Source organism: Streptomyces sp. DT224, from assembly GCF_049844595.1.
Lineage (GTDB): Bacteria > Actinomycetota > Actinomycetes > Streptomycetales > Streptomycetaceae > Streptomyces.
On the sequence record NZ_JBNCLI010000005.1, the window covers coordinates 448,821 to 468,832 of the forward strand.

Below are 20,012 nucleotides of genomic sequence, written 5' to 3' on the forward strand. Positions count from 1 at the left end.
CCCCGCGGGGAGCCCGTTCCGGGGGGGCGGCCCTATTGCACCCCGTAACCCCCCCCCCCCGCCGCATACGCCGAGGGCGTTGTTTCACGTGAAACAACGCCCTCGGTCGGTGTTCTGAGTGCTGTGGAGCTTCAGTCGGCCGTCTTGAGCGGCGTCAGGCAGAGCACCACGCTGCTCCGGCTCTTACGGCGACCCGAGCTCTCGGTGTAGGCGGAGTACTTCTCCGCGTCACAGAGGTCCGTGTCGGTCGTGTTGTCGTGCACTTCGGCGACCTTGTACTCGGCGGCGGACGAGCCACAGTCGACGGACTGCATGTCCGGGTTGTAGTTGGTGCCCTTGTTCTCCAGGCAGTCCCCGACCGAAGCGGCCTTGGCGTCGGACTCGAACATGTCGCCCAGTCCGAACTTCAGCGCGCCGAGCACGACGAGGCCCACGACGATGATGATGATGTTGCGCGTTGCGAGGAGCTTCTTCTTGCCGCCCGAGGGCTGCGTAGGGCCCTGAGGAGGAGCACCCCAGCCCTGGGGCTGCTGCGGCTGCTGGGGGGCTCCCCAGCCCTGCTGGGGCTGCTGAGGGCTGCCCCACCCCTGCTGGGGCTGTTGCGGCGGGTAGCCGTACCCGGCCTGCTGCGGCGGATAGGGCTGAGCCGGCTGCTGACCGTAAGGACCGCTGCCCTGCTGCGGCGGGTAAGTCATCTGTATGCCCCCGTGATTCGTGTGGCTTGTTTGACGCGGGCACGCTATAGGACATCACCGCGCCGACTCCAATGCGCGAGGCACAGGGCAGAACTCGCGTAGAGCGCCGCCACGCCGATCACCAGCACCGCGGACCGCCCGTCGGGCGGGAGTATCAGCGCGGCGACCGCCGCCGCGGCGACAAAGGCCACGTTGAACAACACGTCGTAGAACGAGAAGGCTCTGCCCCGGTAGGCGTCGTCCACGGCGGTCTGCACCACGGTGTCCGTGGCGATCTTCGCCCCCTGCGTGACGAGCCCGAGGACGAACGCGGCGACGAGCATCGGCGCCGGAGCGAACCACAGCCCCAGGGCCGGTTCGAGGACCGCGGCGGTGCCCGCGCACACCACCATCCAACGGAGCCGACCGAGCCGCCCCGCGGCCCAGGGGGTCAGTACGGCCGCCGCGAAGAACCCGGCACCGGAGACGACCACCGCCAGGCCGAGGAGGGCGAGACCGTCGTCCTCGCTGTCCGTCCAGGCGTACCGGCAGAGCATCAGGACCATGACGGTGAGCGCCCCGTAGCAGAACCGGATCACCGTCATCGCGGCCAGCGCCCGGGATGCGGTCCGGTGTTGCAGCAAGTGCCGTAGCCCGTCGAGCAGTCCGCCGACCGCCGCGGCCAGTGCCGCCCGCAGTGACATGCGCCCGGTGTCGCGGTCCGGCCCGAGGAGCCCCGCCGCCAGGCTCAGAGCTGCCAGCGCCGATGCGAGGTAGAGCGCCGCCCCGAACATCACCACGGCGGAGTCCGAACCTGCCAGCAGCCGCACCACGAAGGCGAGTCCACCGCCTGCCGTGGCGGCGAGAGTGCCGGCGGTCGGAGACAGCGAGTTGGCGAGCACCAGATGCTTCCGCTTGACGACGCGCGGCAGGACGGCGGAGAGACCGGCGAGGACGAAGCGGTTGACCGCGGTGACGCACAGCGCGGAGGCGTAGAAGAGCCATGCAGGAGCGGCGCCGATGATCAGGAAGGCGGTGCAGCAGGCGAGCCCGGAGCGCAGCAGGTTGCCGTAGACGAAGACCTTGCGCCGCGGCCAACGGTCGAGCAGCACGCCCGCGAAGGGACCGACAAGCGAGTAGGGGAGCAGGAGCACGGCCATGGCGGACGCGATCGCCCCGGCGGACGCCTGCTTCTCCGGCGCGAAGACCACATGCGTGGCCAGCGCCACTTGATAGACCCCGTCCGCCGACTGGGACAGGACCCGCACGGCCAGCAGGCGGCGGAAGTCCGGGAGGCGGAGAAGTGTGCGCAGGTCGCGCGCGACGGGCATGGGAGCAAGGGTCACACACGACGAGGGCCCCCGGGCGGATTGCCCGGGGGCCCTCAACGGCGCGGCAGCCGAGAAGCGTTGCCGCTGCTCACCTGCGCGGCTGACTTACGGGAGTCAGTTGGAGACCTCACCGCGGATGAACTTCTCGACGTTCTCGCGGGCCTCGTCGTCGAAGTACTGGACCGGCGGGGACTTCATGAAGTACGAGGAAGCCGAGAGGATCGGGCCGCCGATGCCGCGGTCCTTGGCGATCTTCGCGGCACGGACGGCGTCGATGATGACACCGGCCGAGTTCGGGGAGTCCCAGACCTCGAGCTTGTACTCCAGGTTCAGCGGGACGTCGCCGAAGGCGCGGCCCTCGAGGCGCACGTACGCCCACTTGCGGTCGTCCAGCCAGGCCACGTAGTCCGACGGGCCGATGTGGACATTGTCCGCGCCGAGCTCGCGGTCACGGATCTGCGAGGTGACGGCCTGCGTCTTGGAGATCTTCTTGGACTCCAGGCGCTCACGCTCGAGCATGTTCTTGAAGTCCATGTTGCCGCCGACGTTCAGCTGCATCGTGCGGTCCAGGATGACGCCCCGGTCCTCGAAGAGCTTCGCCATCACGCGGTGCGTGATGGTGGCGCCGACCTGCGACTTGATGTCGTCGCCGACGATCGGGACACCGGCCTCGGTGAACTTGTCCGCCCACTCCTTGGTGCCGGCGATGAAGACCGGAAGAGCGTTGACGAACGCGACCTTGGCGTCGATGGCGCACTGGGCGTAGAACTTCGCCGCGACCTCGGAACCCACGGGGAGGTAGCAGACCAGGACGTCGACCTTGCGGTCCTTGAGGATCTGGACGACGTCGACCGGGGCCTCGGCCGACTCCTCGATGGTCTGGCGGTAGTACTTGCCCAGGCCGTCGTGGGTGTGGCCGCGCTGGACGGTGACACCGGCGTGCGGCACGTCGCAGAGCTTGATGGTGTTGTTCTCGCTCGCGCCGATGGCGTCCGAGAGGTCCAGGCCGACCTTCTTCGCGTCGACGTCGAAGGCGGCGACGAACTCGACGTCCCGCACGTGGTACTCGCCGAACTGGACGTGCATCAGACCGGGCACCTTGCCGGCCGGATCGGCGTCCTTGTAGTACTCGACGCCCTGGACCAGCGAGGCGGCGCAGTTGCCCACGCCGACGATGGCTACGCGAACCGAACCCATTCCGGTTGCTCCCTGTGTGTAATGGATGTTTCTGATGAGTTCGCCGCGGTCTGCGGCGCACTCACTTGGCGGTGTCGCCGGACGGATCCGGCGGGTTGTCTCCCCGCCGGGGCAGGCCGTCAGGCTCTCCTGCGGTCTTCTGCTGAGCTGAGCCCTCGGGCGAGGATCGTCGCTGATCCCGTCCCGACCGCTCGCTCTCGATGAGCTCGTTCAGCCAGCGCACTTCGCGCTCCACGGACTCCATGCCGTGTCGCTGCAGCTCAAGTGTGTAGTCGTCGAGGCGCTCACGGGTGCGGGCCAGAGAGGCGCTCATCTTCTCCAAGCGCTCTTCCAGCCGGCTGCGACGTCCTTCCAGCACCCGCATGCGCACGTCGTGCTCCGTCTGTCCGAAGAAGGCGAATCGAGCCGCGAAGTGCTCGTCCTCCCAGGAGTCGGGGCCGGTGTGCGTGAGCAGCTCCTCGAAGTGCTCCTTACCTTCAGCCGTCAATCGATAGACGATCTTGGCGCGGCGCCCCGCCAGGGACGAGGCGGGAGCGACGGGCCGGCCGGAGCCGGGTGCCGTCTCCGCCGGAGCGGTCCCCGGCTCCTCGATCAACCAGCCGTTGGCGACCAGCGTCTTGAGACAGGGGTAGAGCGTTCCGTAACTGAAAGCACGGAAGATGCCCAACGAGGTGTTGAGGCGTTTGCGCAGCTCATAGCCGTGCATCGGGGATTCGCGGAGCAGTCCGAGGACGGCGAACTCAAGGATGCCGGAGCGTCTGCTCAACCTCGCCCCTCCTTCTCCGAGTGCTCTCACGGTCCCTTAGTACCGGGTCGATGTACCGAGCTGATGTATCGACTCGATACATCAGCACGATAGATCGGACCGGCGGTGCCGACAAGGGGAGCCTCAGTGAGCGGCGTCACATCGACAATTCGTAGGAACCGACTTGCGTTATTTGAGGTGAAGTTCGGTCCCAGGGGGGTTTTGGCCGTGCGTAGTCTGTGCGGCATGCAGACCACCGGGAACCGCGAGACGCGCGCGTGCGTCAGTGCTCGTGGGCCATCCGGATGCACTGCGGGCGAGCCTGTCGCCGGGCTGGCCCGTCATTCGGGGGACCGGATCTCACCTGCCGCTTCCAGGCGCTCTCGCCTGCCCGAGGAGTAGTCGTTCGATGAGCGAGCACCGTCGCAAAACGTCGCAACCGCAAGGTGGCGGACGTGCCGCGGCCCGACGAGCCGCCCAGCAGTCCTCAGGACGCCGCGCAGCACCGTCACGCGGAGTAACTTCAGCCTCACCTTCCGGTCCGCACGACGAGGAGGCCCCGTACCCCGGTCGCGCAGCCGCCAGACGGGCGGCCCAGCGCGGCGGCGGAGGCCGTGGAGGATCCGACGGCGGTGGTGGACGGCGCCGAGGTGGCGGGGAGGACGGGCACGAGGGCCGCGGGCGCGGTGGCCGGCGCCCCGGCAAGAAGCGGTTCATCGACTACCCGCGCGCCGGCCGCCAGGGCCTGCGCCGCTGGGTTCCGTCGTGGAAGCTGGTGTCCAGCCTGTGCATCGGCTTCCTCGGCCTGCTGATGGGCCTCGCCGGTCTCGCGTACGCGATGGTCGCGAAGCCGGAGATCCAGGCCGCCGCCAAGGCGGAGAACAACGTCTACTTCTGGAGCGACGGCACCCAGATGGTGGCCACCGGCGGTGAGGTCAACCGTCAGGTCATCGACTACGCGCAGATCCCCGAGGCGATGCGCAACGCCGTCATCTCCGCCGAGAACAAGTCCTTCGAGAGCGACCACGGCATCGACCCCATGGGTATCGCCCGTGCCGTCTTCAACATGGCCAAGGGCGGCGAGACCCAGGGCGGCTCGACGATCACCCAGCAGTACGTCAAGAACTCGCGGCTGTCCCAGGAGCAGACCCTCAGCCGCAAGTTCGAGGAACTCTTCATCACGCTCAAGGTCGGCAGCGAGATGAAGAAGAAGGACATCATGGCCGGGTACCTGAACGTCTCGTACTACGGCCGCGGCGCCTCCGGCATTCAGGCCGCGGCCCGTACGTACTACGGCAAGGACGCCAAGAACCTGGACCCGAGCCAGTGCGCCTTCCTGGCCAGTCTCCTCAAGGGCGCCAGCTACTACGACCCGGCCGGTGCGCCGGAGGTCGACCCGGTGCAGGCGACCGCGGAGAAGAACCTCGCCCGGGCGACGAAGCGCTGGAAGTGGATCCTCGACGAGGAGGTGAAGGACGGCCGGATGACGCAGAAGGAGCGGGACAAGTACACAAAATTCCCGACGCCCGACAAGCCGAAGCGGAACGCCCAGCTGGGCGGCCAGATCGGCTACCTCGTCAACACCGCCAAGGCCGAGATCTACGCCAAGACCGACATCACCAAGGACATGCTCGACCAGGGCGGCTACGAGATCCACACGACCTTCGACAAGAAGAAGGTCAATCAGCTCAGCGAAGCCGTCAAGCGCGTCTACAAAGAGAACATCGACCCCAAGAAGCGTCCGCTGTACGACACCCACGTGCAGTTCGGTGGTTCGTCGGTCGATCCCAAGACCGGGGCGATCCAGGCGATCTACGGCGGTGAGGACGCGACCAAGCACTTCAGGAGCAATGCCGACCCCACCGGTGCCGCGGTCGGCTCGACCTTCAAGCCGTTCGTGCTGGCGGCCGCCATGGAATACGGCAAGCGGGACCCGTCCGGCGGCCCGGAGCAGGACGAGTCGCAGCGTACGAAGGTCTCGCCGCTCAGCATCTACAACGGCGCCAACAAGCTGAAGATCAGGAAGTACAACGGCGACGTCTGGGTCGACAAGGAAGGGAAGGAGTGGCTGCAGACCAACGACGACCACGAGTCGTACGGCAACATCACCCTGCGTGAGGCCATGCAGTGGTCCGCCAACTCCCCCTACGTGCAGCTGGGCATGGACGTCGGCACGGACAAGGTGAAGAAGGCCGCCATCGCGGCCGGCCTGAAGGACGACCAGTACATGGCGGACGCCAGCGTGCCGTCGTTCTCGATCGGTACGTCCTCGCCCAGTGCGACGAGCATGGCCGGCGCCTACGCCACCTTCGCGGCCCGGGGGCAGCAGCGAGAGCCGTTCTCCGTCACCGAGGTGGACAAGCGCGGCAAGCCGAAGTACCAGCACAAGGTGGTTACCAAGAGCGCCTTCGACAGCGACATCGCCGACAACGTCACGGACGTGCTCAAGAACGTCGTCGAGAAGGGGACCGGTACGTCCGCCCAGCTCCCGGGCCGTGAGGTCGCGGGCAAGACGGGTACGACCGACGACAACCTGTCGGCGTGGTTCGTCGGCTACACCCCTCAGCTGTCGACGGCGATCAGCATGTACCGGCTGGACGACGACGAGAAGAACAAGGACCGCGGGTTCGAGAAGATGTACGGCACCGGTGGCAAGGACAAGATCCACGGTGCCTCCTTCCCCGCACAGGTCTGGCACGACTACATGGCCGATGCCATGAAGGGCGTGAAGGCGCAGCCCTTCCCCGAGGCGGAGCCGATCGGAGACAAGGTCTACGGCGGCGGCGCGTCCAAGAAGCCCACGCCGACCCCCACGCCCACGCCGACCGAGACCGAGACGACGAAGCCGACCCCGACGCCCACGCCCACGCCGGACGTCCCGAGCCCCGACCCGAGCGACACCTGCGGTACGTGGGACTGGAACTGCCAGAACAACAACGGTGGTGCCAACGCGGGCACCGTCCAGGGCAACGACGGCGGCACGGACGCGGGCACGAACCAGGGCAACGACGGTGGCACGGACACCGGCACCTCCACCGGTACGACCGGCGGCGACGACGGTACGGACGGGGGCACCACCACCGGGGGCAACAACAACGGCGCCACCGGCGGCAACACCAACAGCACCGGAAACAACAGCACCGGGAACACCAACTGGTGGGGTGGCACGACCGGGTAGAGCCCGGTACGCAGTGCGCCTCGCGCCCGGTACACAGCCCGGCGCGAGGTGATCCGGACAGGAGATGAGGGCCGCGGCACCCCGGTGCGGCGGCCCTCGCCCGTTCCACAGCGCCGTACGGCAGGATGTGCGGCATGCCAAGCGCAGAGGACACGAGCGTGCACCAGGAACGGCCCCTCGTACGGCCCACGCACCGGGACGAGGTCGCGGCGTCCGGGAGCGAGCTGATCGGCGGGAGGTCGGGGCGCTGGTCGCGGCTCGGCAGCGCCGCGCTCACCCCGGTGGGGGCGATCGCCCTGGTGGCCATCGGGATGTTCGCGCTCGGCATGGTGCAGAAGCTGCCCTGTTACAACTGGGCGTGGTTCAGGGGGGCCGGCTCCCAGTACACGCACGCCTGCTACTCGGACATCCCGCACCTGTACTCGGGGCGCGGCTTCGCCGACGGACTTGTGCCGTACTTCGACCGGCTGCCCGGGGATATGCAGTTCCTGGAGTACCCGGTCCTCACCGGGGTGTTCATGCAGGTCGCGGCGTGGCTGACCCCGGGCGGCTCCATCCAGGAGCAGGAGCAGGCGTACTGGCTGGTCAACGCCGGGATGCTGATGATCTGCACCGCCGTGATCGCCGTCTGCGTCGCCCGCACGCACCGGCGGCGCCCCTGGGACGGCCTGCTGATGGCGCTCGCGCCGGCCTTCGCCCTCACCGCCACGATCAACTGGGACCTGCTGGCCGTGGCTCTCACCGCCGGAGCGATGCTCATGTGGTCCCGGAGCCGCCCGCTGGCGTTCGGCATCCTCATCGGCCTTGCGACGGCCGCGAAGCTCTACCCCGTCCTGCTGCTGGGGCCCGTTTTCGTCCTGTGCTGGCGGGCGGGCAAATGGCGGGAGTTCGGGGTGGCGGCGCTGGGCACGGCCGGCTCCTGGCTGGTGGTCAATGTGCCGGTCATGGTCTTCGCGCCCGAGGGGTGGAAGAAGTTCTACACCTTCAGCGAGGAACGCGGTATCGACTTCGGGTCGTTCTGGCTGGTCATCACGCAGCGCACCGGTGAGTCCATCGACGTCGGCACGGTCAACACCGTCTCGACGGTGACCACCATCGCGCTGTGCGCCGCGATCGGCGTCCTGACGCTGACGGCCCCGCGACGGCCGCGCTTCGCGCAACTCGCTTTCCTCGTCGTCGCGGTGTTCATCCTCGTCAACAAGGTCTACTCGCCGCAGTACGTCCTGTGGCTGATCCCGCTGGCCGCGCTGGCCAGGCCCCGCTGGCGGGACTTCCTGATCTGGCAGACGTGCGAGGTCCTGTACTTCCTGGGGATCTGGCTGTACCTGGCGTACACGACGAGCGGCGACAAGCACCAGGGGCTGCCGACGGAGGGCTATCAGCTGGCGATCGTGCTCCATCTGCTGGGCACGCTGTACCTGTGCGCCGTTGTCGTACGGGACATCGCGATGCCGGAACGCGACGGGGTGCGGCGCGACGGCTCGGACGACCCGTCGGGCGGGGTACTCGACGGGGCCGAGGACGTGTTCGTACTGTCCCACCTGGTCGAGACGGGTCCCGCCCGCCGGGAGGCGCTGCCCGCGGCGTCCGGGCCGCGGGTGGAGTGGGGTACGGCCGGCACGCCCGCCGCCGAGTGAGCGGGGCGGGCGCGCGGACTCAGCGCTCGACGATGCGGTCGTACTGCGTGGTCGTGTGGCGCAGGTGGGCCACCAGTTCGTCGCCCACCCGCGGCTCCTCGGCGTCCGAGGGCACGAACAGGATCGACACCTGCATGTGCGGCGGTTCGGCGAACCAGCGCTGCTTGCCCGCCCAGACGAACGGGGACAGGTTGCGGTTCACGGTGGCCAGGCCGGCCCGGGCGACACCCTTGGCTCGCGGCATCACGCCGTGCAGGGCCTTCGGCGCTTCCAGGCCCACACCGTGCGAGGTGCCGCCGGCGACGACGACCAGCCAGCCGTCGGACGCGGCCTTCTGCTGCCGGTAGCCGAACCGGTCGCCCTTGGCGACGCGGGTGACGTCGAGCACGGCGCCCCGGTACTCGGTCGCCTCGTGGTCCCCGAGCCAGAGCCTGGTGCCGATGCGGGCGCGGAACCGGGTCTGCGGGAACTGCTGCTGCAGCCGGGCGAGCTCGTCGGCGCGCAGATGGCTGACGAACATCGTGTGCAGCGGCAGCCGGGCCGCCCGCAGGCGGTCCATCCACGCGATGACCTCTTCGACCGCGTCCGACCCGTCCGTGCGGTCCAGCGGCAGGTGGAGGGCGAAGCCTTCGAGGCGTACGTCCTCGATGGCCGCGTGCAGCTGGCCGAGCTCCTCCTCCTTGACGCCGTGGCGCTTCATGGAGCTCATGCACTCGATGACGACCCGGGCGCCCACCAGGGCGTGCACCCCGTCGACGGAGGACACGGACCGTACGACGCGGTCGGGCAGCGGCACCGGTTCCTCACCGCGCCGGAACGGCGTCAGGACCAGCAGGTCACCGCTGAACCAGTCCTTGATGCGGGCCGCCTCGTAGGTGGTGCCGACCGCGAGGATGTCGGAACCGAAGCGGATCGCCTCGTCGGCCAGTCGCTCGTGGCCGAAGCCGTACCCGTTGCCCTTGCAGACCGGCACGATGCCGGGGAACTGGTCGATAACGGATTTCTGGTGCGCCCGCCAGCGCGCGGTGTCGACGTACAGGGAGAGCGCCATGGCCGGTCCGGAACCCTTCTGGTGGCTGCGGTGGATCAGGGAGGAGAAGCGTGTTCAGGCCCCATTGAAACCAATGGAGCCGGTTTCGTCAGCTGTGGGGCTCGGATCAGCGGCGTGACATGTAGATGTCGAGCGCCTTGTGCAGCAGCTTGTTGAGCGGGAAGTCCCACTCGCCGAGGTACTCCGCCGCCTGGCCCCCGGTGCCGACCTTGAACTGGATCAGACCGAAGAGGTGGTCGGTCTCGTCCAGCGAGTCGGAGATGCCGCGCAGGTCGTAGACCGTGGCGCCCATGGCGTACGCGTCGCGCAGCATCCGCCACTGCATCGCGTTCGAGGGGCGGACCTCACGCTTGTGGTTGGCCGAGGCGCCGTACGAGTACCAGACGTGTCCGCCGACGATCAGCATGGTCGCCGCCGCGACGTTCTCGCCCTCGTGACGGGCGAAGTAGAGCCGCATACGGTTGGGGTCCTCGCTGTTGAGGGCCGTCCACATGCGCTGGAAGTAGCCGAGCGGGCGCGGACGGAAACGGTCGCGCTCCGCCGTGATCTCGTACAGCCGCTGCCACTCGGAGAGTTCCGCGTAACTGCCCTGGACGACCTCGACACCGGCCTTCTCGGCCTTCTTGATGTTGCGCCGCCAGAGCTGGTTGAAACCCTTGTGGACGTCCTCCAGCGAGCGGTTCGCCAGCGGCACCTGGAAGACGTAGCGGGGCTGCACGTCACCGAAGCCGGCGCCGCCGTCCTCGCCCTGCTGCCAGCCCATCTTCCTCAGGCGGTCGGCGACCTCGAAGGCGCGCGGCTCGATGTGCGTGGCCTCGACGTCGCGCAGGCGCTTCACGTCCGGGTCCTGGATGCCGGCCTTGATGGCCGCGGCGTCCCAGCGGCGGATGACCACCGGCGGGCCCATCTTCACCGAGAAGGCGCCCTGCTGCTTGAGATGGGCCAGCATCGGCTGCAGCCAGTCGCTCAGGTTCGGGGCGTACCAGTTGATGACCGGGCCCTCGGGCAGGTACGCCAGGTAGCGCTTGATCTTGGGGAGCTGCCGGTAGAGCACCAGGCCGGCGCCGACGAGCTGACCGGTCTTGTCGAACCAGCCCAGGCTCTCGGAGCGCCATTCGGCCTTCACGTCCGCCCATGCCGGGACCTGCATGTGGCTGGCCGCGGGCAGACTCTGGATGTACGCCAGATGCTGCTCTCGGCTGATGGTCCTCAGGGTCAGGCTCATGCGGGGCGCTCCTCGGCAGGTGTGTCCCCATCGGTCAGGGGCTCCGGCTCTCGCGCCGAAGCCTACTGTGGCCGTGGGGCGAGCGGTCTGGCCCCGTGTACCTGTACGCGTGCGGGGGCGGCCCCGTCCGGTGACGGGGCCGCCCGGGCCGGACCCGAGGGGTCAGCCGATCACGCCGCCGAAGAGTCCGCCGTGGGCCATGCCGAGGAAGAACCCGAGGGCGGACGCGCCCATGCCGATGATCAGTGGGAACCTCTCGCGCGTGGTGACGGAGATGTACTGGCCGTACGCCCCCGTGAGGATCCCGATGAGGCCCGCCCATGAGCTGAGCAGATGCAGGTTGTGGAACATCGCCGAAATGAAGGCGAGGGCGCCGAGGACGAGCGTGACCACCACGAGCGCGTCCTGCAGCGGATGGGGCCTGCCGTCCGTGGCGAAGAGGGAGACGGAGGGGCGGGTCCGCGTTACGTGTGCCATGGAGTACCTCCTGGCCGACATGCGGCGCGTCGTGGCGCCGCTCACACCCGATGTGTACAGATTGCGTCCCCTGACCACTGGATTTCAACCGGAAGGTGGTCTGCGGGTACTCTGGTCGGTCTGCACCGGTGTCTGCCCAGGCCAGCACGGACCGCACCTCTTCACCGGGGGCGCTGTCAGTGGGGGCTGTTTTACTCGGGCACCGTTGCTCAACGCATCACGACCCTCCTGCCACGGAACGACCGTGGCCGCTGAGTCCAAAGGAGGTGGGTTCCACATGCGTCACTACGAGGTGATGGTCATCCTCGACCCCGATCTCGAGGAGCGAGCAGTCTCCCCGCTGATCGAGAACTTCCTCTCCGTCGTCCGTGAGGGCGAAGGAAAGGTTGAGAAGGTCGACACCTGGGGCCGTCGTCGTCTCGCTTACGAGATCAAGAAGAAGCCCGAGGGCATCTACTCGGTCATCGACCTGCAGGCCGAGCCTGCGGTCGTCAAGGAGCTCGACCGCCAGATGAACCTGAACGAGTCGGTCCTCCGGACCAAGGTCCTCCGTCCCGAGATTCACTGAGCTTCCGGCTCAGCGGTCATCGGGTCCGAGTAGCAGCAAGCAGCCAAGAAATCCCCGCCGAGAGGTTCACCCATGGCAGGCGAGACCGTCATCACGGTCGTCGGCAATCTCGTCGACGACCCCGAGCTGCGCTTCACCCCGTCCGGTGCGGCGGTCGCGAAGTTCCGTGTCGCGTCCACTCCCCGCATCTTCGACCGGCAGACCAATGAGTGGAAGGACGGCGAAGGCCTGTTCCTCACCTGCTCGGTCTGGCGGCAGGCGGCGGAGAACGTCGCCGAGTCGCTCACGCGAGGCATGCGCGTTGTCGTGCAGGGCCGGCTGAAGCAGCGGTCGTACGAAGACCGCGAGGGCGTCAAGCGCACGGTCTACGAGCTGGATGTCGAGGAAGTCGGCCCCAGTCTCAAGAACGCCACCGCCAAGGTCACCAAGACCACCGGTCGTGGTGGCCAGGGCGGCCAGGGTGGATACGGCGGCGGCCAGCAGGGCGGCGGCAACTGGGGCGGCGGTCCCGGTGGTGGCCAGCAGGGTGGCGGCGGTGCTCCCGCCGATGACCCGTGGGCCACCAGCGCTCCGGCCGGCGGCCAGGGCGGCCAGCAAGGCGGAGGCGGCTGGGGCGGAAGCTCCGGCGGTTCCGGCGGCGGCTACTCGGACGAGCCCCCCTTCTAGGGAAGCTCGTACCCCCACTTCTTGATCACACAGGAGAAACACCATGGCGAAGCCGCCTGTGCGCAAGCCTAAGAAGAAGGTCTGCGCGTTCTGCAAGGACAAGACCCAGTACGTGGACTACAAGGACACGAACATGCTGCGGAAGTTCATTTCCGACCGCGGCAAGATCCGTGCCCGCCGCGTCACCGGCAACTGCACGCAGCACCAGCGTGACGTCGCCACGGCAGTCAAGAACAGCCGTGAGATGGCGCTGCTGCCCTACACGTCCACCGCGCGATAAGGGAAGGGTGACCGAAACATGAAGATCATCCTCACCCACGAGGTCACCGGCCTCGGTGCTGCGGGCGACGTCGTGGACGTCAAGGACGGGTACGCCCGTAACTACCTGGTTCCGCGTGGCTTCGCCATCCGCTGGACCAAGGGTGGCGAGAAGGACGTGGCGCAGATCCGCCGCGCCCGCAAGATCCACGAGATCGCCACGATCGAGCAGGCCAACGAGGTCAAGGCCAAGCTGGAGGCCGTGAAGGTCCGTCTGGCCGTTCGCTCCGGCGACGCCGGCCGCCTCTTCGGCTCCGTCACCCCGGCCGACATCGCCTCGGCGATCAAGGCCGCCGGTGGTCCGGACGTCGACAAGCGTCGTGTCGAGCTGGGCTCGCCGATCAAGACGCTCGGCGGGCACCAGGTGTCCGTGCGTCTGCACCCCGAGGTCGCTGCGAAGCTCGGCGTCGAGGTCGTTGCCGCCTGATCGGGTCGCACCTCAGCAGAACAGTGAAGGGCCGCACCCTCCCGGGTGCGGCCCTTCGCCGTTTCACGTGAAACGTCCCGGGACGGTCAACGGGTCGCCCCGGTGACCAGCCACTTTCCCGAGCGGGTACGAAGCCAGAGCGTCGCCATTCGCACGATCATCATCAGCGCCATCGCGCACCACAGGGCACCGAGCCCGCCGCCCAGGGTGGGGACCAGGAGGGCAGCGGGGGCAAAGACGGCCAGGGTCACGAGCATGGCCCAGGCCAGATAAGGCCCGTCGCCGGCGCCCATCAGTACGCCGTCCAGAACGAAAACCACGCCGGCGATCGGCTGGGTGGCCGCCACCACCAGGAGGGCGGGCAGCAGGGCGTCCCGCACCGCCGTGTCGCTGGTGAACAAGGGGACGAACAAGGGGCGGGTCAGGACGATCAGTATGCCCAGGACCACACCGGACGCGATTCCCCACTCCACCATCCGGCGACACGCCTCGCGCGCGCCCTGCGCGTCGTCCGCGCCCAGGTAGCGCCCGATGATGGCCTGCCCGGCGATGGCGATGGCGTCGAGCGCGAAGGCCATCAGGCTCCACAGGGAGAGGATGATCTGGTGGGCGGCGATATCGGTGTCGCCGAGCCTGGCGGCGACCGCCGTGGCGATGAGCAGGACCGCTCGGAGCGACAGCGTTCGGACCAGGAGGGGCGCTCCCGCTTGGGCGCAGGCCCTGATGCCCGCAGCGTCGGGGCGCAGTGACGCACCGTGGCGTCGGGCACCCCGGACGACGACGGCCAGATACGCGGCTGCCATCGCGAGCTGGGCGATGACGGTGCCCCAGGCCGATCCGGCGATGCCCAGGCCGGCGCCGTAGACCAGGCCGGCGTTGAGGGCCGCGTTGGCCGCGAAACCGCCGATGGCGACGTAGAGCGGAGTGCGGGTGTCCTGAAGGCCCCGGAGCACGCCGGTCGCGGCCATCACGACCAGCATCGCGGGGATGCCGAGGCTGGAGATCCGGAGATAGGTGATGGCGTGGGGCGCCGCTGTGGAGGAGGCGCCGAACACCTCGGTGAGCCAGGGGGCGAGGGGAAGCGTCAGGGCGATGACGGCGACTCCGAGCAGGAGCGCCAGCCAGATGCCGTCCATGCCCTGCCGGATCGCGGAGGCGAGATCGCCGGCGCCCACCCGGCGGGCGACCGCTGCGGTGGTGGCGTACGCGAGGAAGACGAAGATGCTCACCGCGGTCGTCAGAAGGGCGGCGGCGACCGCCAGTCCGGCCAGCTGGGGGGTGCCGAGGTGGCCGACGATCGCGCTGTCGACCATCACGAACAGCGGCTCGGCCACGAGCGCGCCGAAGGCCGGGACGGCGAGCGCGATGATCTCGCGGTCGTGCCGTCGACGGCGGGAAGACGGGGTTCCCGGTGGCTGGATCATGGCGCCAATCTAATCTTCCACAGGTAACAGATGCAATCCGCTGCGGGTCCTTACATTTGCTTGTCTGTGAGTAACTCTTGTGCCGGACACGTGGTGATCTCGCCCCGACCGCTCAATTTTTTCTCCCCCACAGCCGGTGGATGGGAAAAGAGCAGGTCACAGCGGTCTTTGCAGGGGGTTTATGAGTTTGTCCACAGCGCTGTCCCCCGGTCCGTGCACAGGTTCCGGCGAGTTCTCCACAGCATCCGCTCGCTCGTCCACAGGGCCTGTGGATAACCAGATTGGCTGACGGTGCGGAGCCGCCTACCGTAGTCCGGCGCCCCCACCCTGTTTCGCCTCTGCGACACCGCAGAACTCGATACACCGGAACCGGAGTCGGGGGTCTTGTTTGTCGGTGCCGTGCCGTAAGAAAGAGAAGCACGGCTAGGTCCGCGGAGCGGACGGGAGGAGGTGGCCGGATGAGCATTCCCGAACCTTTGGACGATCCCTGGGCGGACACCGGCCCCAGTGACCGGCTGCCCGTATCCCGCCAGCGCAGGGGGGAGGACCGGGGTGACCGCCACGACCGCGGGCGCGAGTCGCACGACTGGGAAGGCGGTTCCGCGGGCTTCGAGCGGGTCCCGCCCCAGGATCTGGACGCGGAGCAGTCCGTGCTCGGCGGCATGCTCCTGTCCAAGGACGCCATCGCCGACGTTGTGGAGATCATCAAGGGCCACGACTTCTACCGCCCCGCGCACGAGACCGTTTATCAGGCGATCCTCGACCTCTACGCCAAGGGCGAGCCCGCCGACCCGATCACCGTGGCCGCCGAACTGGTCAAGCGCGGCGAGATCACCAAGGTGGGCGGAGCACCGTATCTGCACACCCTGGTCCAGTCGGTACCGACGGCTGCCAACGCCTCGTACTACGCGGAGATCGTCCACGAGCGCGCGGTCCTGCGACGGCTCGTGGAAGCGGGCACGAAGATCACGCAGATGGGATACGCGGCCGATGGCGATGTCGACGACATCGTGAACTCGGCCCAGGCGGAGATCTACGCCGTCACCGAGCAGCGGACCAGCGAGGACTACCTGCCGCTCGGCGACATCATGGAAGGCGCGCTGGACGAGATCGAGGCGATCGGCTCCCGCAGTGGCGAGATGACGGGCGTGCCCACCGGGTTCACCGACCTCGACGCCCTGACCAACGGTCTGCACCCGGGACAGATGGTCGTCATCGCGGCCCGTCCCGCCATGGGTAAGTCGACCCTCGCGCTGGACTTCGCCCGTGCCTGCTCGATCAAGAGCAACATGCCCAGCGTGATCTTCTCCCTGGAAATGGGGCGGAACGAGATCGCGATGCGCCTGCTGTCCGCCGAAGCGCGGGTGGCCCTGCATCACATGCGTTCCGGCACGATGACCGACGAGGACTGGACGCGGCTGGCCAGGCGGATGCCGGACGTCTCCGCGGCCCCGCTCTACATCGATGACTCCCCCAACCTCTCCATGATGGAGATCCGGGCGAAGTGCCGTCGCCTCAAGCAGCGCAACGACCTCAAACTGGTGGTCATCGACTATCTCCAGCTGATGCAGTCCGGCGGGTCCAAGCGTGCCGAGAGCCGTCAGCAGGAGGTCTCCGACATGTCGCGAAACCTCAAGCTCCTGGCCAAGGAGCTACAGCTGCCGGTCATCGCGCTCTCCCAGCTGAACCGTGGTCCCGAGCAGCGCACGGACAAGAAGCCGATGGTCTCCGACCTCCGTGAGTCCGGCTCCATCGAGCAGGACGCCGACATGGTGATCCTGCTGCACCGCGAGGACGCGTACGAGAAGGAGTCGCCGCGCGCCGGCGAGGCGGACCTGATCGTGGCCAAGCACCGAAACGGCCCCACGGCGACGATCACCGTCGCCTTCCAGGGCCACTACTCCCGCTTCGTGGACATGGCGCAGACCTGACCGGCACCGGGCCGGGAAATGGAGTCGCCATACGCCGGAGCGGGCTGTAGTTGTTGACGATGACTTCTCCCGTTGAACAGTTGCTTCCCGGCACCCGGCGAGCCCTGCTGCACCGCGTCGCCACGGCTCAGGCCGAAGGGCGTACCCCCTCTCTGGTCGCCGCCGTGCAACGGCGGGGACAGGTGGTCTGGGAGGGTGCGCGCAGCTGCGTCGAGGGCCATGATCCGGACTCCGATACGCAGTTCAGGATTGGTTCTCTCACCAAGACCCTTACCGCTGTCCTGGTGATGCGGCTGCGTGATGAAGGGCTGCTCGACCTGGCGGACCCGCTGGAGAAGCACCTGCCCGGCACCGGCGCAGGCGATGTGACCATCCGTCAGTTGCTCGGCCACAGTGCGGGGCTCGGAGCGGAGACGAACGCGCCCTGGTGGGAGCGGACGCCCGGCACTCTGCGGCCCACGCTCGCGGACGTGCTCGACGACCAGGTCGGCATGCACCCGCCCGGCAACCGGCACCACTACTCCAACCCGGGCTACACACTGCTCGGTTCGCTGGTCGAGACCGTGCGCGGGGTGTCCTGGGAGAAGGTGCTGCGTGGTGAGGTGCTGGAACCCCTCGGTATGCACCGGACCAGTTCTCTTCCGCAGGCTCCGCACGCCGGCGGCTGGGCGGTGCATCCCTGGGCGGACGCCCTGCTTCCCGAACCGGCGGAGGATCTGGGGCTCATGGCGCCCGCCGGGCAGCTCTGGTCCACGACAGCGGATCTGCTCCGCTTTGCGGCCTTCCTCGCCGAGGGCGACGACCGGGTGCTCGGCGCAGCGTCGGTGGAGGAGATGAAGCAGCCGTCGGCCGCTCCCGCGCCCGGTGAGTGGGTTGATCACTACGGCCTGGGACTGCAACTGGTCCGGCGTAAGGGCCGTACCTTCATCGGGCACACAGGTTCGCTCCCTGGCTTCCTGGCCGCCCTCTGGGTCAGCGCCGAGGATGATGTGGCTGCCGTGGTGCTCGTCAACGCGACTTCCGGGGTGGTGATCGGTGAGGTTGCCGCCGACCTCGTGGACATCGTCGCTGAGGCCGAGCCGCGCATCCCTGAGCCATGGCGTCCGCTGCCCGAGGCGGATGCCGGACTTCTCGCCCTGACCGGGCCTTGGTACTGGGCCACGCGCCCCAACATCCTGACGCTGACCGCCGATCGCGGGTTGGAGCTGCGGCCGGTGAACGGCCAGGGCCGGGGTGCCCGCTTCGCCGCGCGCCCCGACGGCACCTGGGTCGGCCTGGACGGCTACTACGCGGGAGAGACGCTGCGGATCGTGCGGAACGCGGACGGCAACGTGAGCCACCTCGATCTGGGGTCCTTCGTCTTCACGCGTGAGCCGTACGACCCCGCGGCACCGGTGCCGGGCGGCGTGGACGGGGAGGGGTGGCGCGGCCTGGGGACCTGAACGCAGCCGGACGCGCCGGGTGCTGCCCGTTTCACGTGAAACGGGCAGCACAGCCGCTCAGGCCGTCAACTCCCTCTCCAGCGGGGTCCGGAAGCGTGGGGTGATCCGGGCTTCCCCCACCCAGTCCGCCAGCCGGGCCGCCTCGGCCTCGATCGCCACCGTGGCATCCCGGCCCGGATCGGTCAGCAGCCGCCAGACGAGCTCACCGTCACCCCGTTGTGCCCAGCCCCCCACGATCCGGCCGCCCCACCACACCGTGGGGCCGATGTTGCCCGAGCGGTCGAAGAGGGCTGCCCGGTGTTCGGCCGGCAGATGGAAGCCACGGTCCGCCCAGCCCATGCCGCTCGGGTCGAGCGCGGGCAGCAGGGCCGCCCAGGGGGCGTGGGCGGGGTAGGGCTCCGTGTCTCCAGGGGCGACCCAGGCCGGGGCCCCGTTGTCGAGCCGTACCTCCACGGCTCCGATCGCCGCGAGAGCGGTACGGACCTCGCGGGCGCCCCAGCCGGTCCACCACTTCAGGTCGGCCTCGGTGCCCGGACCGTACGCCCGGAGCCAGCGCAGGGCCAGTTCCGCCTGGGCCGGAGCGGTCTCCTCCACCGGTCGTGGGCGGGCCGGGGCCCAGCGGAACTGGCTGGAGGTCCAGGAGCCCCGTGGCCGGTCCCTGCGGATCCGCCCCTCCGCGGCCAGGACCCGGATCACCCGGGTCGCTACGCCCTGGACCGTTTCCTGCTTCTTGCCGGGAAAGACGGTGATCTTGGTGCGAAGGGCGGCCACACCGGCGGCGAGCTCGCTGCCCGAGACGGGGCCGCTGCCGTTCAGGAAGGCGAGGGCACTCCTTTCGGTCTCGTCGAGCCAGCGTTCGTCCAGGCCGTTGCCGTCCTCGCGAAGATGCTTGAGCAGCGTGCGGCGCTCCTTGGCGGCCACAGCGCGGGCGTTCGCCGCCTCGACATGCGGGGCCATCTCGTCGGACACGACGAAGAGGGTGTTGCGCATGGAGAGCATGCGCACCAGGGAGACGTCTTCGTAGAGAGACCGCTCCACCTCGGCGACGGCGGGCTCGGCGAGCCTGGCGCAGGCCGAGAGGAAGACGGTGGCCGCGTCGGTCGCGTGGAGCGCGACGAGGGCGTCGGCCACCGCAACGGGGGACGACACCCGCTCACCGGGGGCCAGCAGATGGCGGCGGGCGATCCGGATCCGCCGCTGTTCGGCACTGATGCGTTGCACGTCGGCTCCTCAAGCACGCGGCAGGCAGGTCAGAGGGCGAGCTTGAAGCCCACGTGGCTGGGGATGAAACCCAGCCGCTCGTAGAAGCGATGCGCGTCGGTGCGGGACACGTCGGAGGTGAGCTGTACCAGCTGGCAGCCCTGGCGACGTGATTCGTCCACCGCCCACTGGATCAGCCGGGTGCCGAGACCGCTTCCCCGCTCGTCCGCGTGGACGCGGACAGCCTCGATCACGGACCGGGTCGAACCGCGCCGGGACAGCCCCGGAATTACCGTCAGTTGCAGGGTTCCGACGACGCGCTCCTCGCGCACGGCGACCATCACGTGCTGATTCGGGTCTTCGGCCAGCCGCCGGAGTGCTGCCCGATAGGGCGCGAGGTCGTCCGGCGACTCGCGCCGGGCACCCAGCGGGTCATCGGCGAGCAGGACCACGATCTCGACCAGATCATCGGCGGTCGCGCGGCGTATATCCAGAGCGCTCATAATCCGCAGCCTACGCAG

18 protein-coding genes are annotated in these 20,012 nt (G+C 68.7%); 8 read left to right on the forward strand and 10 right to left on the reverse strand.

What is annotated here, in order from left to right; translation table 11 throughout:
- Nucleotides 1–131 precede the first annotated feature (131 nt).
- From ACLQ2N_RS15240 to ACLQ2N_RS15255, 4 genes are all read right to left on the reverse strand, one after another.
- Complete coding sequence (locus ACLQ2N_RS15240; RefSeq protein ID WP_425813063.1) at nucleotides 132–695, reverse strand: LppU/SCO3897 family protein; 564 nt, start codon at nucleotides 693–695, stop codon at nucleotides 132–134.
- Nucleotides 696–739: 44 nt separating this feature from the next.
- The gene (locus tag ACLQ2N_RS15245) at nucleotides 740–2,005 is read right to left on the reverse strand and encodes an MFS transporter (protein WP_425813065.1); all 1,266 of its coding nucleotides are present in this window, start codon (nucleotides 2,003–2,005) and stop codon (nucleotides 740–742) included.
- A 114-nt stretch (nucleotides 2,006–2,119) separates the two neighbouring features.
- Complete coding sequence (locus ACLQ2N_RS15250; protein WP_425813067.1) at nucleotides 2,120–3,202, reverse strand: inositol-3-phosphate synthase; 1,083 nt, start codon at nucleotides 3,200–3,202, stop codon at nucleotides 2,120–2,122.
- Nucleotides 3,203–3,263: 61 nt separating this feature from the next.
- Entirely contained in the window at nucleotides 3,264–3,968 is a 705-nt protein-coding gene (locus ACLQ2N_RS15255) for a PadR family transcriptional regulator (protein WP_425813069.1), read from the reverse strand.
- Between the two features lie 388 nt (nucleotides 3,969–4,356).
- On the opposite strand from ACLQ2N_RS15255, the gene ACLQ2N_RS15260 reads away from it, so the two are divergent.
- Together ACLQ2N_RS15260 and ACLQ2N_RS15265 are read left to right on the forward strand one after the other, a co-directional pair.
- Complete coding sequence (locus ACLQ2N_RS15260) at nucleotides 4,357–7,125, forward strand: transglycosylase domain-containing protein (protein ID WP_425813071.1); 2,769 nt, start codon at nucleotides 4,357–4,359, stop codon at nucleotides 7,123–7,125.
- Nucleotides 7,126–7,259: 134 nt separating this feature from the next.
- Complete coding sequence (locus ACLQ2N_RS15265; RefSeq protein ID WP_425813073.1) at nucleotides 7,260–8,762, forward strand: glycosyltransferase family 87 protein; 1,503 nt, start codon at nucleotides 7,260–7,262, stop codon at nucleotides 8,760–8,762.
- Between the two features lie 19 nt (nucleotides 8,763–8,781).
- Here the strand turns inward: ACLQ2N_RS15265 and ACLQ2N_RS15270 are convergent, their stop codons facing one another.
- The 3 genes from ACLQ2N_RS15270 to ACLQ2N_RS15280 form a co-directional block, all read right to left on the reverse strand.
- A complete protein-coding gene (locus ACLQ2N_RS15270; RefSeq protein WP_361028417.1) occupies nucleotides 8,782–9,813 on the reverse strand; it encodes an alanine racemase in 1,032 nt (343 codons plus the stop codon).
- Between the two features lie 106 nt (nucleotides 9,814–9,919).
- Nucleotides 9,920–11,038: a lipid II:glycine glycyltransferase FemX gene (locus ACLQ2N_RS15275; protein ID WP_361028414.1), complete on the reverse strand. Its 1,119-nt coding sequence runs from the start codon at nucleotides 11,036–11,038 to the stop codon at nucleotides 9,920–9,922.
- Between the two features lie 162 nt (nucleotides 11,039–11,200).
- Nucleotides 11,201–11,515, reverse strand: coding sequence for a hypothetical protein (locus ACLQ2N_RS15280; protein ID WP_265543054.1), 315 nt, complete (start codon nucleotides 11,513–11,515; stop codon nucleotides 11,201–11,203).
- Between the two features lie 277 nt (nucleotides 11,516–11,792).
- On the opposite strand from ACLQ2N_RS15280, the gene rpsF reads away from it, so the two are divergent.
- The 4 genes from rpsF (at nucleotide 11,793) to rplI (ending at nucleotide 13,494) form a co-directional block, all read left to right on the forward strand.
- Nucleotides 11,793–12,083, forward strand: a complete 291-nt coding sequence (gene rpsF, locus ACLQ2N_RS15285; protein ID WP_018101872.1) for a 30S ribosomal protein S6 — start codon at nucleotides 11,793–11,795, stop codon at nucleotides 12,081–12,083.
- A gap of 72 nt (nucleotides 12,084–12,155) precedes the next feature.
- Complete coding sequence (locus ACLQ2N_RS15290; protein ID WP_143617562.1) at nucleotides 12,156–12,749, forward strand: single-stranded DNA-binding protein; 594 nt, start codon at nucleotides 12,156–12,158, stop codon at nucleotides 12,747–12,749.
- A 43-nt stretch (nucleotides 12,750–12,792) separates the two neighbouring features.
- Complete coding sequence (rpsR, locus tag ACLQ2N_RS15295) at nucleotides 12,793–13,029, forward strand: 30S ribosomal protein S18 (protein ID WP_003967857.1); 237 nt, start codon at nucleotides 12,793–12,795, stop codon at nucleotides 13,027–13,029.
- Nucleotides 13,030–13,047: 18 nt separating this feature from the next.
- On the forward strand, nucleotides 13,048–13,494 hold the full coding sequence (gene rplI / locus ACLQ2N_RS15300) for a 50S ribosomal protein L9 (protein ID WP_143617560.1): 447 nt from the start codon (nucleotides 13,048–13,050) through the stop codon (nucleotides 13,492–13,494).
- A gap of 86 nt (nucleotides 13,495–13,580) precedes the next feature.
- On the opposite strand, the gene ACLQ2N_RS15305 is transcribed toward rplI, so the two are convergent.
- Nucleotides 13,581–14,918, reverse strand: a complete 1,338-nt coding sequence (locus ACLQ2N_RS15305; RefSeq protein ID WP_425813080.1) for an MATE family efflux transporter — start codon at nucleotides 14,916–14,918, stop codon at nucleotides 13,581–13,583.
- A 458-nt stretch (nucleotides 14,919–15,376) separates the two neighbouring features.
- Here ACLQ2N_RS15305 and dnaB point away from each other — a divergent pair, with 458 nt between their 5' ends.
- Nucleotides 15,377–16,849: a replicative DNA helicase gene (dnaB, locus tag ACLQ2N_RS15310; protein ID WP_425813082.1), complete on the forward strand. Its 1,473-nt coding sequence runs from the start codon at nucleotides 15,377–15,379 to the stop codon at nucleotides 16,847–16,849.
- Between the two features lie 59 nt (nucleotides 16,850–16,908).
- Nucleotides 16,909–18,291: a serine hydrolase domain-containing protein gene (locus tag ACLQ2N_RS15315; RefSeq protein ID WP_425813084.1), complete on the forward strand. Its 1,383-nt coding sequence runs from the start codon at nucleotides 16,909–16,911 to the stop codon at nucleotides 18,289–18,291.
- 57 nt (nucleotides 18,292–18,348) lie between these two features.
- Here ACLQ2N_RS15315 and ACLQ2N_RS15320 read toward each other — a convergent pair whose 3' ends face one another.
- Together ACLQ2N_RS15320 and ACLQ2N_RS15325 are read right to left on the reverse strand one after the other, a co-directional pair.
- Complete coding sequence (locus ACLQ2N_RS15320; RefSeq protein ID WP_425813086.1) at nucleotides 18,349–19,512, reverse strand: winged helix DNA-binding domain-containing protein; 1,164 nt, start codon at nucleotides 19,510–19,512, stop codon at nucleotides 18,349–18,351.
- Between the two features lie 29 nt (nucleotides 19,513–19,541).
- Nucleotides 19,542–19,994 (reverse strand): GNAT family N-acetyltransferase, encoded by a 453-nt coding sequence (locus ACLQ2N_RS15325; RefSeq protein ID WP_425813088.1) that lies wholly within the window; start codon nucleotides 19,992–19,994, stop codon nucleotides 19,542–19,544.
- Between the last annotated feature and the right edge of the window lie 18 nt (nucleotides 19,995–20,012).

Bases quoted from the DNA above. Each gene is read 5' to 3' on its own strand.
- rplI (WP_143617560.1), top strand. From the start codon at position 13,048: ATGAAGATCATCCTCACCCACGAGGTCACCGGCCTCGGTGCTGCGGGC.
- ACLQ2N_RS15250 (WP_425813067.1), bottom strand. From the start codon at position 3,202: ATGGGTTCGGTTCGCGTAGCCATCGTCGGCGTGGGCAACTGCGCCGCC.
- ACLQ2N_RS15325 (WP_425813088.1), bottom strand. From the start codon at position 19,994: ATGAGCGCTCTGGATATACGCCGCGCGACCGCCGATGATCTGGTCGAG.
- rpsR (WP_003967857.1), top strand. From the start codon at position 12,793: ATGGCGAAGCCGCCTGTGCGCAAGCCTAAGAAGAAGGTCTGCGCGTTC.
- ACLQ2N_RS15315 (WP_425813084.1), top strand. From the start codon at position 16,909: ATGACTTCTCCCGTTGAACAGTTGCTTCCCGGCACCCGGCGAGCCCTG.
- ACLQ2N_RS15270 (WP_361028417.1), bottom strand. From the start codon at position 9,813: ATGGCGCTCTCCCTGTACGTCGACACCGCGCGCTGGCGGGCGCACCAG.
- ACLQ2N_RS15240 (WP_425813063.1), bottom strand. From the start codon at position 695: ATGACTTACCCGCCGCAGCAGGGCAGCGGTCCTTACGGTCAGCAGCCG.
- ACLQ2N_RS15290 (WP_143617562.1), top strand. From the start codon at position 12,156: ATGGCAGGCGAGACCGTCATCACGGTCGTCGGCAATCTCGTCGACGAC.
- dnaB (WP_425813082.1), top strand. From the start codon at position 15,377: ATGAGCATTCCCGAACCTTTGGACGATCCCTGGGCGGACACCGGCCCC.
- ACLQ2N_RS15275 (WP_361028414.1), bottom strand. From the start codon at position 11,038: ATGAGCCTGACCCTGAGGACCATCAGCCGAGAGCAGCATCTGGCGTAC.
- ACLQ2N_RS15265 (WP_425813073.1), top strand. From the start codon at position 7,260: ATGCCAAGCGCAGAGGACACGAGCGTGCACCAGGAACGGCCCCTCGTA.
- ACLQ2N_RS15305 (WP_425813080.1), bottom strand. From the start codon at position 14,918: ATGATCCAGCCACCGGGAACCCCGTCTTCCCGCCGTCGACGGCACGAC.
- ACLQ2N_RS15260 (WP_425813071.1), top strand. From the start codon at position 4,357: ATGAGCGAGCACCGTCGCAAAACGTCGCAACCGCAAGGTGGCGGACGT.
- rpsF (WP_018101872.1), top strand. From the start codon at position 11,793: ATGCGTCACTACGAGGTGATGGTCATCCTCGACCCCGATCTCGAGGAG.
- ACLQ2N_RS15280 (WP_265543054.1), bottom strand. From the start codon at position 11,515: ATGGCACACGTAACGCGGACCCGCCCCTCCGTCTCCCTCTTCGCCACG.
- ACLQ2N_RS15245 (WP_425813065.1), bottom strand. From the start codon at position 2,005: ATGCCCGTCGCGCGCGACCTGCGCACACTTCTCCGCCTCCCGGACTTC.